Here is an 11,895-nt window from a genome sequence, read left to right as displayed (position 1 = left end):
GGCTGACTGCCGGCGCCGTTGTGGTGGCCATCGCCGCCAGCGCCACCACGGCCGTCGTCGTGGTGAACCAGTCCGGACATCCGGCCCCCGTAGCGCAGGTATCGAGCCCGGGTATCGCCGGAAAGCCTTCCCTGCCAACAGGTTCAATACTCGGGCAGCCGGGTGCTGCGGCCCCGGCCGGCTCGGTGGAACAAGTGTCGGCCAAGGTGCTGCCCAGCGTGGTGCAACTGAAGATTCAAAGCGGGCAGCAGGGCGAGGAAGGCTCCGGCATCGTGCTGAGCCCTGACGGGCTGATCCTGACCAACAATCACGTGGTGGCTGCGGCGGCGACGTCGAGCAGCGGCGATCTGGCGCCCTCGGCCCCATCGCGCCGGGGTCCGCTCACTAACCTTCCGCCCGGCATCCTTCCCGGCGAACAGCTGCCCGGCGACTATCAGGATGGTCGTGACGGACAGGTGCCCAACGGCAACGACCGGCGCAGCACCCGGCCGTCCGCCCACTCCGGCGACGGCGTCAAGGCAACCGTGACCCTGGCCGATGGCCGCACGGTCCCGTTTACCGTGGTCGGCACCGACCCCGACGATGACCTGGCCGTGGTCCGGGCCCAGGGCGTCTCCGACCTCACCCCGATCTCCATCGGTTCCTCGAAAGACCTGAAGGTCGGCCAGAACGTCGTCGCCATCGGTTCACCTCTGGGCCTGAAGGGGACGGTGACAACCGGCATCATCAGCGCGCTCGGTCGCCCGGTCAGCACCGGTGACGACGGGAGCGGACAGCATTCGGTGATGAGTGCCATCCAAACGGATGCGGCCATCAACCCCGGCAACTCCGGTGGCGCACTCGTCGACATGAACGGTGACCTCATCGGTGTGAACTCGGCCATCGCGTCGCTGTCCGGCGGCCAGGACTCGCAGGGCGGCGGACAGGCCGGCTCGATCGGCCTGGGCTTCGCCATCCCGGTGGATCAAGCCAAGCGCATCGCCGACGAGCTGGTCTCTACCGGCACCGTGCGGCATGCCTCGTTGGGTGTTCAGCTCGGCTCCGGTGACGACATGCCTGGCGCGGTCGTTGCGGGTGTGGTCAGTGGCAGCGCGGCGGCGACGGCCGGCCTGCCCAAGGGCGCCGTGATCACTAAGGTCGACAACCAGGTCATCGACGGCCCCGAGGCGCTGGTGGCCGCAGTGCGGTCCAAGGCGCCCGGCGACGCGGTCACACTCACCTACGCGGACCAGTCGGGAACATCGCGCACGGTCCAGGTCACCCTCGGGCAATCGGCAACGTGACAGCGCCGAACCCGGGTGGCTAACGGGGCCACCCGGGTTCCGGCGACAATGAACGGATGGCTGGCCGCGACGACCTGACTGCGGTCGGGGAGCCCACCGGATCCACGGCGTGGAGTCCTGCGCCGTGGTTTCTGGCCACGCCACCGTCATCGAGCCCGGGAATGATCGCCCGTTCAGCCGTGCACCACGCCCTTGACCTGCACGTTCAGCAGTCTCGGGCGGTCGTGGTGCTGGCCCCATCCGGATTCGGCAAGACGGTCGCGGTGGGGCAATGGGCCGCCGCGCAGCGGCAGCACCAGCCGGGCTCGGTCGGGTGGCTGACGGTGACGGAGCATGCGGCAGACTTCGCCGAGCTGATCCGCGGCATCATGACGGCGCTGCGGCACGCGGCGGGTGACGGTGACGACGCCCAGGCCCGGCGGGCACTGGCTACCGCCTTCGAGTTGCCGTCCCTGGGACTGCTCTTCACCGCCCTGTCGACGATCCAGATGCCGGGCCCGGTCACGGTCGTGCTCGACGATTTCCAGAAGGCCATCGGAGTCACACAGTCCGCGGAGTTCGTCGAGTTCATCGAGCACGGCCCACCCTGGCTGCGGTTGGTCTTGATCACCACGGAGGCGCCGGAGGCGTTGCTCACCAGGCTGCGGGTGCATGGTCAGGTGGCGGTGGTTGCGGCGGGCGACCTGGCTTTCACCGCCGAGGATGTGCTTTCGGCTGCCGGCCATGTGCATCAGCAGGACCTTCGCGCCGCGGATGCCGAACACATCGTGCACAGCACCGGGGGCTGGCCCGCGGCCGTGCGGCTGGCCCTGTTGGACGGCGAGATGCCCAGTGCCCTAGATGATCTCGACTTCACTGAATACATCCGTGCCGCCGTTCTCGGGCGGCTGCGCCCCGAGCTTGCCGAGTTCGTGCTGGCTGCCACGGTATGCACACGGGTGGATGAACGCCTGGCCGCCGCGCTCTCCGGGCGTTCCGATGCCGCGGGACTGCTCGCCGAATGCGCGACCTCCGGCTTGTTCATCGAACGATTCGGATCTGGCGAAGATGCTATCTACCAATGGCATTCGATGTTCGCACACGGATGTGGCGAAGTGCTGCGGCAGTTGGACCCGGCGCGATGGAGTGCCTTGAACCTGCTGGCCGCACGCGAGCTGCGGGACCGCTACCCGTTGGATGCCGTTGAGCATGCCGTTCGCGGGGCGGACGGGCGGTTGGCCGCAGAGATAATCACCGATCACTGGCTCGAACTACTGCTGGAAGCCCGATCCGTGGCACTGGAGAGTGCCTGCATCGCGGTGGCCGACGCGTTCAGCGAGACCGCCGACATTGCGATGGTGCGTTCCTGCTGCCGGGAGGTCGCCGGTGATCGCCTTGGCGCACAGCTGCATTTCGAACGCGCCCAGGACCTGGCGCATGGCCACGTCGAGTCTCGGCGCGTACGCCTTGTCGCGAATCTGAGCCGCATCCTGATCTCCGACGACCACAGCACCATGGCGGGCGCCGTCGACGCGGTGTCCGAGGCTCTCACCGATCGGACACTGGTGCCCGACCGCGTGTATGCCTGCGCACTGTTCCTGGTGGGCTGGGCCGAAACCCGGTTGCGGCGCGACGTCGGTCACTCGATGCGACTGCTGGAGTCGGCGGCACAGGAGTGCCGTGCGCTGGGTCTGGCGGCGGTCGCGGACAGGGCCACGGAGAGCCTGGCCTTCGCGTATGTCCATGCCGGACAGTTCGGCCGGGCCCAACTGTCGCTGAGTATGGCGGAGGTTCCCTGGCTCTCTCACGAAGGTGGCGGGATATCCTGCTTCACAACGGGATTCATGCAGCTATGGCAGGGCGAGCTGGCCGGCGCGCTGGAGGATTTCACCGTGGTGGATGCTGCGGTAGGGGAAGGCTATCCGGACATCGGGCGCATGATGCTGGTGTTCAGTGCCGCAGCACTGCGGAACCAGGGATGCGATTTGTCCCTCCCGCAGCTGGAGGCGGTAGCCATGCGCATCGGCGAGGAAGACAACAGGGCCGTCCCGATAGGCAGTTTCCGTACCGCCGCGCTCGCCAGGATCGCTGAGATGCGGGGGCACAACCACGAGGCGTTGCAGCTGGCGGCGAGGCTCGTCGATGTGACGCCACTGCCGACCGCCTCTGCGATGGTCGCGGGCATATGCCGACGGCTTGGGGACGCCGATCTGGCGCAGGCCCTGGCCGACAATGCGCGTGGCGAGTCAGTGGCTCCCTACACGCGTGCCTACGCGGCTCTGGTGGGCGCGTTACTGGCGTGGGATCGCAGCGACAACGACAGGGCCCACCAGCTGCTGGAGGAGTCGCTTGCGCTGGCGGCCTCCGAATCCGTGCGTTACCCGTTCCTGGACAACGCCGATCAGGCGTGCCGTGAGCTGTTGGGGGCACATAGCTCGCGGACCGCGTATCCGGACTTTCTTGCCGATTGTCTGTTGGCCTGCGAGACGGGCACATCGGAGAACCCCGCCGCAGCACTTACCTCACGGGAGCGAGAAGTGTTGGCGTACCTGCGGACTCCGATGACCGCGGCGGAGATCGCCGCGAAGCTCTCGGTGTCCGTCAACACCCTCAAGACACATCAGCGATCCATCTACCAGAAACTGCAGGTATCTAACCGCCGCGAGGCTATCGGCATCGCGCCGCACTGACACCGTGGTGCAGAACCTGGAAGAATCGTGGAATGGCCACTGTGCATGGCGTGATCGTCACCGACCGTCCCGAGCGATACGCGAAACAACTCGCTCAGCATTGGGCAGCCAAGAGCACGGTGACCGAACTTGAGGGCGGTGCGATCCAGATCGAGATGACTCTCGATGCGGTCACGGTGCTGCGTCCGCGGCCCGGGGAACTACATGTTGAGGCCAGCTCCGCGGAATTCGGTGATGTGGTCAAACGTCATCTCGAGCGGTTCGGCACCCGCGACGAGCTCGTGCTGACCTGGGCGGTTGACTAGCGCCTGTCGCAACGTCTTCGCAGTCGTCACAGCCGTGGTTGGTAGAGGCGCTCGCTGTGGGGGTTCTGATCCAGATACCGACCCAGATCGCCTAGTGTCTTGCGGACATGGCCTGTGTAGACGCGGTAAAGCACGCGTTCGTGCCCGTCAGTGAGATTCGTGCCTGACAATGCCCATCGCACCAGCGTGCCTTGCGAGTGGTCGGTAAGTTCGACGCGGTTCACCCAATCGGCCGTGGCCCCGTATTTGACCGTGGCGACAGTGCGGCACTCCCAGGTATGGGATGGCTGAAACCGGGTTAACTCACATCGGAAACGACCCGTGAATCTGGTGCCGAGAATGGGCAGATACATCAGGTCAAACTGATTGCCGGGAACGCCCCGGTAACCCGGGACCCGGAACGCCCATGCATGCGCCCCCTCGCCTGCAGCGAACACCGACCAGACACGGCCGACAGCATGCGGAAATATCCGCTCTGCGAACAACAGCGATCCCCCTCATTGTCAGATCACGCAGAGACGCATCCCTATGAGGAACTACATAGCGCCTAACATGAGGAACTACATAGCGCCTAACGCGTGCCCGACCCTGCGAGAGCGTAGCAAACCGGTCAGTCGATGGATGTCGTTGTGTGATGCCCACTTGCAGTTACTGCTGTCAAAGCACGGCGAGAGTGTCTAGGGCCTTTTGTAGCGTTTAGCCGACACTGCGGCCGGAGTCCGATCGAGCATCGCTGCGGCTTCCTTTACCGACAACGACGGATCACGCGCGACCGTGATCTCCTCGGTCGTCCAGGGCAGTCTCATCGCATCCGGGGGCACCAGGGCGATGCCGCTCTGTGCCGCCCATTGGCGGTCGGCCTCGCCATTGGCTTCTCGCCATCGCGTCTTCTCTGCTTTCGCGATGCCGTGCATACGGGTCGATTCGGCTTCGGCGCATTCCGCGCACCGGCAACCGGCCTGAAACCCAGCCAGCCCGTGAGTCAAATTCCTGATCCTTTGCAAAGCTCTTGCCTCCGATATGGAGTCTGTGTACGCCGACGAGAATCCTTGCGGCATAGGAATCCCGGGCGAAGTTATGAGGTTCCGTCCGATGTGATTTCTAGAACCTGACCAGGCCGCGTAGGTTTAGCCCGTTGCGAAGATCTTCATAGCCTTGATTAATGTCCTCAAGGGCGTACTCGCGGGTCACGAGTTCATCAAGCTTTAGGCGGCCCGCTCGATAGAGCTCGAGCATCCGGAGGACGTCGGTACGGGGATTCGAGGATCCGAAAAGGCATCCCCTGAGCTGTTTTTCATAGAGTGTGAGATCAAACAGCGACATGTCCACTGTGGTGTCGCCGGGATGCGGAATTGCGGTCATCACCACACGTCCGCGCTTGCCTACCAGGCTCAACGCCTGTGCCACGTAGGCGCCCTCACAGCTATCGGTGGTGACGACGCAGACATCAGCCATCGCACCCTCAGTCAGCTCAGTGACGATCGTGTGAGCCTCCGCTATGTCGGCGGCTGTATGCGTGGCTCCGAATTCCGTTGACCGGCTGCGCTTGTACGGGACAGGGTCGAGTGCCAGGACATAGCGCGCACCCGCGATGTGGGCACCCTGTATTGCGTTGATTCCCAGCCCCCCAACACCCATGACAACAACCGTGTCGCCATCCTGGGTGCCACCAGTGCGCACCGCTGCGCCGTAACCGGTAGTGACACCACAGCCGACTAGGGCCGCAGCGTCCAGCGGCATGTCTTTCTTGACCTTGATCACCGAGAAGACGGGGACGACGGTGTATTCGGAAAACGTTCCGACGACGCACATCTGGCCAATGTTCTGACCGCGCCCGTGAAATCGGAATGTGCCGTCGAGCTGAGGTCCCGCCATGATTGCCGCACCGTATTCACACAGATTGCTCATGCCGCCAGCGCAGGGACGGCATCGGCCGCAGGCCGGAATGAAGCTCAGCACAACGTGATCGCCCACCTCAACCTCGGTGACGCCAGGTCCGACCTCGGCCACGACGCCGGATCCTTCGTGTCCACCGACTACGGGCAGGTTCATCGGCATATCACCTGTTACCAGGTGGGCGTCTGAGTGGCACAGTCCGCTGGCGGTCAGCTTTACCAGCACCTCACGCTCTTTGGGGCCGTCCAGTTCCAGCTCTTCGACTTCCCATTTCTGGTGTAACCCCCACAAGACTGCGGCTTTCGTTTTCATCTGATGTGTCCTTTCAGGCTGCTTCACGCCACGTGACTCTGCGCGCGTGACGGATTGAGACCACTGTTGAACACGATGGGGTGTAATGGTGCTGGCATACGGGCCAACCCATGGCACTAGCGGGCCAGTCTGCGAGGCGCCGACATAGTCACCGCGCGGAGACAGGAACGCTGAACGATGCGGTTAGCCCCCCACCGTCGCGGGCGGAGAACTGCAGCGTGCCGCCGAGTGCATCGACGATCTGCTGCACGATCCAGAGCCCCAGCCCGGCAGTCCCAGAGCGGTCGGACAAGCTGACGAACTTCCCTGTTAACGATCCAAGGTTCTGTTGTGCGACACCGGGTCCCCGATCGTGCACTGAAATGGTTATGGCCTCGGCGTCCCGTTCACACACCACGTCGATGGGCTGCCCGCGGCCATGTCGTCCGGCATTCTCCAGCAGGTTGGTCAATATTCGGCGCAAGCCCTGAGCATCCACCTGAATCGAGGAAACATCGCCAATAGTCAAGAAGCGCAGTCGGGGTGGTCGAATGTCCGCAGCGTCACCGGCTTCACCGATGAGCTCGGCCACGTCGACTCGCCTCATACGACCGGACAGAAATGCGGGCTGACGGCTGAGATTGACATCCGAGAGCGCGTCGAGCATGTCCGACAGGTGGCGTGCATGGCGGCCGATGAGCCCGATTTCCATGCCGTGATTCCCAGTGTGCAGTGGATCCGATTGGTCAATCGTTCCGGTAAGTGCCCTCAGTGAAGCCACCGGTGTACGCAGCTCATGCAGAAGCACCTGCAGCCCCTCCTGCTGTGCCTCGTAAGAACGCAGCAGGCGAGATCTCAAGTCGCGTTCCTCTTGGATCGCGGCTCGTTCGGATTCGGCCTCCACCAGAGCATCTATCCGGGATCGGTGCGATTGTTCGACCAAGATCGACAACCCGCCGCTGAGGATGGCGACGAGCACCACATAGAGCGACCACCAGAGTCCTTGCATTGGGGCAGGCAGGGGTGTCCTGTTCTCGTCGGGTGCGGTGAGCACGACCACTAGATAGCCAACACTCAGCACCAGGGCCACAACGACACAACGCGTGAGGGTGAGACGGGCGGCCGCCCCGACGATCACCAGTGCGAACACAGCGATTACCGGACTATCTGGCCCGCCGGTAAGGGCAACCAGTGCCAGCGTCAGCGCCGTGTCCAAAGCCGACACGAGCCACGCGTATCGGGTCCGGCGTATCTCTAAGTGCGGTCGTGCCAGCATTACTGCCGAATATGCGAAGGCCAGGATCAACATCGCGACGAGCGCAACCAGGTGGACACGCATCCACACCGGTCCGATCAAGACCAATGCCACGATCGACACAACAACGGCGACTCGAACGGCGACTACAACTCGCGTTCGGCCATACCCGTCACCGTTGAGCATCGTCAGATGCCGCGGTTGCTTCGACTCATTCATACGTCCGGCCATGAACACCCCCACCGCCAAGTCCTGTCGATCCGGTAACCGTGGAGTCCACGCCCGCTACCATCCCGTGAGTGAGCCAGCAGCCTTATGTTGTCGTAATCATTGATGATCACGAGCTTTTCGCTGAAGGCCTGGAGCTTCTGTTGGCCAGGGACTGGAGCACGCAGTTCACTGTCGGAGGGCGAACACGATACGTAGAGGAAGCGGCGGCGCTCGCAATCGCCGCTGATGCCGATCTGGCGATTGTCGACCTCACAATGCCGCCGCTCGGTGGCGTCGCCGCGATCAGACACATCAAGGCACGACACCCGCGAACTCGCATTCTGGCGCTGTCCGGTACAGATGAGTATCAACTTGCCGAGGATGCGCTGCGCGCGGGTGCGGATGGATTCCTCTCGAAGACTGTGCGGCCAGATGCTCTTGTCGGCCCACTGCAGACCATCGCATCGGGCCTGCGGGTGATCGATCCGACCTTTTTTGGCACGCTGTTGTCCAATGCGCGTAAGCCGTCAACAGCACTGATTTCCTCGCTGGCACAGGCCGATCTCAAACTGTGGGTTTTATTGGCATCTGGCATGGAGACCACGGATATCGCTTCCAGGATGGTGGTATCAGAACGCACCGCCAAGCGAATGGTGGCCTCGCTGCTGAATAAACTCGGAGTAGGAAACAGGATCGCAGCTGCCGCACTGGCGGGGCGGTGCGGCCTTCTGGACGACACATAATCTGGCGACGACTTTGGCACCAAGAACCGCCAGCCGTCGCGCTCTAGTGGAAATCCTGGACCAACACCTCGCCCAGCCGTGCATAGGTAGGTGACGAAAGGAGATCGGTCCATACATCGAATAGGGGTGCGGGAAGACCGTCCTCCAATGTGCACCAACGTAGTTCAACGTATTTATCCGGCTCCACGGAGTTCGGTTCACCGGATTCCCAACGCGAAACCACCCACACCGTAAGAGAACACAAGCCTTCCGGATGGACAGTGGTGGTGGCGCCGACGGCGTGAGGATCGGCGATCCGCACGCCGGTTTCCTCCCAGACCTCGCGAATCGCCGCCGCTTCCGGACTCTCACCCCGCTCGATCCAGCCACCGGGCACCGACCATGTGCCTGCCCCATGGGCGCCCCGACGCCGGCCCATCAGGAACCGGCCGTCCCGTAGTACGAAACAGCCCACGCCGGGGTGCGGCCGATCACACATGTCACGGTTACTCGTCATAAGCACAATGCTGCCCTGAAAGGACTTCAACACCGCCGGACTCGGGCGGACCAGCTTCCCGATGGCCAGCCCGAGCCCAGCGGCATCTCACCCCACACGCGAGCTCAGTCCCGGGCGAATGCCGCCTGGGCTTCCTGCTCGAGGTCGATGAAGGTCTCCTCGCTGACATCGACCGCGACGCCCAGAATAGTTCCGCCCGTGAAGGTTCCCGGATTTGAGTACAGCTGCGAGACATTGTCACCGCTGTCGTAGCCAACACACAGGCCGTCGCCGGCGAGGGTGAACTTACCGGTTTGTGCCCTCATCGGTCCGTTAGCCACCGCCCGCCCATCCACGTAAAGAGTTGTGGCGCCAAGAGATTCGGCGTATTGGCCCTTACCCTGCCAGATGAACTCCATACCCAGCGTGCGCTTTCCGGGTGTCAGCGGCGGTGAGACGAAGACCTGCTCGGGCTTGATTCCGAGGAAGTTGTAGACATAGTGCAGCTTGCCGTCCTTGATAAACAGCGAATGCCCGCCGAATCGCGATCCATGCGCGAAGATCACGCCCTGCGCGTCCTTGGTGGTCTCAACATCGGCGATGATCTTGTAGGAGCGGCCGCGGATGTTGACTGCCACTCCCTCGGGAACGGGGGCGGCGCCAGGGTAGTAGAGGTAGCGGTTGCGCTTCGGCTCTGCTTGCGGACGCTCTGTCAGGAACATCTCGGTAGCCGTCCGGTCGTCGAGCGGCAGCACGAAGTTCTTGTCGGCCTCGTCGAACCACGTGGCGATCAGCGCCTTGAGCTTGTCGGGGTACTGATCAGCCACATTCGTTGATTCCGAACGATCCTCGTCGACGTGGTACAGCTCCCACTTGTCCTGGTCGAAATGCCCTTTGCCGCTGATCGGTGCGTGCAGGGCCGCCGCCTTCCAGCCGTCCTCCCAGATGCCGCGAGTGCCCAGCATGGCGTAGTACTGACGCTTCTTCGTAGTGGGTGCGTCGGACTTGTCGAAGCTGTATCGCATGGAGACTCCGTTCACCGGGTACTGCTTCACACCGCGGTACGTGTCGGGCATCTGCAGGCCCACCACGTCGAGGATGGTCGGCACGATATCGGTGACGTGGTGGTACTGGTGGCGCACCTCACCCTTGGCCTTGATGCCCTTGGGCCAATGGATTACCAGCGGATCGCAGGTGCCGCCCGAGAACTGCGAGTAGCGCTTGAACATCTGGAACGGGGTGGAGAAGGCCACCGCCCACCCAGTGGGGTAGTGATTGTAGGTATCCGGGCTGCCCAGTGTGTCTAGGTACTTCATGTTCTCGGACAGCTCATCGGGATAGCCGTTGAAGAATTTGTTCTCGTTGACCGAGCCGTTGGGGGAACCCTCTCCCGAGGCACCGTTGTCGGCTGCGTACAAGACAATGGTGTTATCCAGCTGGCCGGTCTGCTCGAGGTAGTCAATGATCCGGCCGACTTGGGCGTCGGTGTATTCGGAGAACCCGGCGTACACCTCGGCCATCCGGGAGAAGAGACGCTTCTCGTCGGCATTGAGGGAATCCCATGGACGGACTTCGTCCGCTTTGTTCTCGACATCTTTGGGCATCGGATTCAGTGGGGTGAGCTTGGTGCCCTTCGGGATGATGCCCTTGTCGACCATGCGGGCCAGCGCCCATTCGCGATACGCCTCGTACCCGTCATCGAACTTGCCCTTGTACTTCTCGGTGTACTCGGCGGGGCTGTGATGTGGTGCGTGGTTGGCGCCGGGGCAGAACCACAAATACCAGGGCTTGGAAGGGTTGGTGGCGCGTTGGTCCTTGAGCATCCGAAGTGCTTTATCGGCAAGGTCCTTGGACAGGTGGTAGCCATCCTGGGGGCCGTACGGCTGCTCGACGAAGGTGTTGTCCTCGACCAGATCGGGGTACCAGTTGTTGGTCTCGCCGCCCAGGAAGCCGTAGAAGCGGTCGAAACCCTTCTGCAACGGCCACTCGGACCGGCTACCGCCGCCGGCGATGTCTTCCTCGGGGACATTGTGGTTTTTGCCCACCCAGAACGTGCTGTATCCGTTGTCTTGCAGCACCTGTCCGATGGTGGCGCACTCGGCCGGCAGTCGGCCCGCGGCACCGGGAAATCCATTGGAGGCCTCGGTGATCGACGCCGAGCGGTTCACATGATGATTGCGCCCGGTCAACAGACAGGACCGCGTCGGCGAGCACAGTGCGGTGGTGTGCCATTGCGAGTACCGCAGCCCATTGTCGGCGAGGCGCTGCATGACCGGCATGTTGATGCGCCCGCCGAATGGCGACCATGCGGCCAATCCGGTGTCGTCGTACAGCACCACCAGCACATTGGGTGCACCCTCGGGAGCTCGCTTGAGCTCATATGGGGTCCAGTCGGCCTTCGAATCGCGTACGTCCAGGGCAATCTTCCCGTGGAAGTCCTCGTTGGTGGGCCCTGTTCCCGGCGTACCAGCACCTGTCGCGTGATCGGTGCCGTCGAATCCCTTGATCGCGGCGGTCGCCGCGGCGGCGCCGACACCTGCGGCCGCGATACCGCCCAGAATCGAACGCCGCGAGAGGCCTCCGCGTTTGTTGTTCTCGGTGGGTTTGTCGGTGTCCCCGTTATTGGGTTCCATGGTTAGTCCTCTCGAGGCGAAGAATCTGGGTCTGCAGTGGCGTCACCGCGGCGCTATTCATCAACGTGATTCATTGTGTCTCGCCAAGATCCGGAAACGGAGGGTGATCGCGAAGATGGGCGTGAATATATGAAT

9 protein-coding genes are annotated in these 11,895 nt (G+C 63.2%); 4 read left to right on the top strand and 5 right to left on the bottom strand.

What is annotated here, in order from left to right; genetic code table 11:
• Window positions 1–2: 2 nt before the first annotated feature.
• From AOT87_RS24390 to AOT87_RS24380, 3 genes are read left to right on the top strand one after another with little or no spacing between them, the layout of a single operon-like run.
• Window positions 3–1,283 (top strand): trypsin-like peptidase domain-containing protein, encoded by a 1,281-nt coding sequence (locus AOT87_RS24390; RefSeq protein ID WP_057968425.1) that lies wholly within the window; start codon window positions 3–5, stop codon window positions 1,281–1,283.
• A gap of 56 nt (window positions 1,284–1,339) precedes the next feature.
• On the top strand, window positions 1,340–3,952 hold the full coding sequence (locus AOT87_RS29535) for a LuxR C-terminal-related transcriptional regulator (RefSeq protein WP_057968422.1): 2,613 nt from the start codon (window positions 1,340–1,342) through the stop codon (window positions 3,950–3,952).
• 32 nt (window positions 3,953–3,984) lie between these two features.
• Window positions 3,985–4,257, top strand: coding sequence for a DUF2218 domain-containing protein (locus AOT87_RS24380; RefSeq protein WP_057970121.1), 273 nt, complete (start codon window positions 3,985–3,987; stop codon window positions 4,255–4,257).
• A 677-nt stretch (window positions 4,258–4,934) separates the two neighbouring features.
• On the opposite strand, the gene AOT87_RS24370 is transcribed toward AOT87_RS24380, so the two are convergent.
• The 3 genes from AOT87_RS24370 to AOT87_RS24360 form a co-directional block, all read right to left on the bottom strand.
• Window positions 4,935–5,243 (bottom strand): hypothetical protein, encoded by a 309-nt coding sequence (locus AOT87_RS24370; RefSeq protein WP_070940477.1) that lies wholly within the window; start codon window positions 5,241–5,243, stop codon window positions 4,935–4,937.
• A gap of 115 nt (window positions 5,244–5,358) precedes the next feature.
• The gene (locus tag AOT87_RS24365) at window positions 5,359–6,465 is read right to left on the bottom strand and encodes an NDMA-dependent alcohol dehydrogenase (RefSeq protein WP_057970118.1); all 1,107 of its coding nucleotides are present in this window, start codon (window positions 6,463–6,465) and stop codon (window positions 5,359–5,361) included.
• A gap of 148 nt (window positions 6,466–6,613) precedes the next feature.
• The gene (locus AOT87_RS24360) at window positions 6,614–7,918 is read right to left on the bottom strand and encodes a HAMP domain-containing sensor histidine kinase (protein ID WP_057970143.1); all 1,305 of its coding nucleotides are present in this window, start codon (window positions 7,916–7,918) and stop codon (window positions 6,614–6,616) included.
• Window positions 7,919–7,998: 80 nt separating this feature from the next.
• On the opposite strand from AOT87_RS24360, the gene AOT87_RS24355 reads away from it, so the two are divergent.
• Window positions 7,999–8,652 (top strand): response regulator transcription factor, encoded by a 654-nt coding sequence (locus tag AOT87_RS24355; protein ID WP_057970117.1) that lies wholly within the window; start codon window positions 7,999–8,001, stop codon window positions 8,650–8,652.
• A gap of 43 nt (window positions 8,653–8,695) precedes the next feature.
• Here the strand turns inward: AOT87_RS24355 and AOT87_RS24350 are convergent, their stop codons facing one another.
• Together AOT87_RS24350 and AOT87_RS24345 are read right to left on the bottom strand one after the other, a co-directional pair.
• A complete protein-coding gene (locus tag AOT87_RS24350; RefSeq protein WP_057970116.1) occupies window positions 8,696–9,148 on the bottom strand; it encodes an NUDIX domain-containing protein in 453 nt (150 codons plus the stop codon).
• 104 nt (window positions 9,149–9,252) lie between these two features.
• Window positions 9,253–11,760 carry an arylsulfatase gene (locus AOT87_RS24345; protein WP_057970115.1) on the bottom strand — a complete coding sequence of 836 codons (2,508 nt, stop codon included), beginning with the start codon at window positions 11,758–11,760 and terminating at the stop codon, window positions 9,253–9,255.
• Window positions 11,761–11,895: the final 135 nt, after the last annotated feature.

The organism is Mycobacteroides sp. H003 (assembly GCF_001440135.1).
Lineage (GTDB): Bacteria > Actinomycetota > Actinomycetes > Mycobacteriales > Mycobacteriaceae > Mycobacterium > Mycobacterium gwanakae.
This window is presented reverse-complemented; position numbering and strand designations above follow the sequence as displayed.

Excerpts from the sequence above, each read along its gene's own strand:
- AOT87_RS24365 (WP_057970118.1), bottom strand. The coding sequence starts at position 6,465 with ATGAAAACGAAAGCCGCAGTCTTGTGGGGGTTACACCAGAAATGGGAA.
- AOT87_RS29535 (WP_057968422.1), top strand. The coding sequence starts at position 1,340 with ATGGCTGGCCGCGACGACCTGACTGCGGTCGGGGAGCCCACCGGATCC.
- AOT87_RS24360 (WP_057970143.1), bottom strand. The coding sequence starts at position 7,918 with ATGAATGAGTCGAAGCAACCGCGGCATCTGACGATGCTCAACGGTGAC.
- AOT87_RS24380 (WP_057970121.1), top strand. The coding sequence starts at position 3,985 with ATGGCCACTGTGCATGGCGTGATCGTCACCGACCGTCCCGAGCGATAC.
- AOT87_RS24350 (WP_057970116.1), bottom strand. The coding sequence starts at position 9,148 with ATGACGAGTAACCGTGACATGTGTGATCGGCCGCACCCCGGCGTGGGC.
- AOT87_RS24345 (WP_057970115.1), bottom strand. The coding sequence starts at position 11,760 with ATGGAACCCAATAACGGGGACACCGACAAACCCACCGAGAACAACAAA.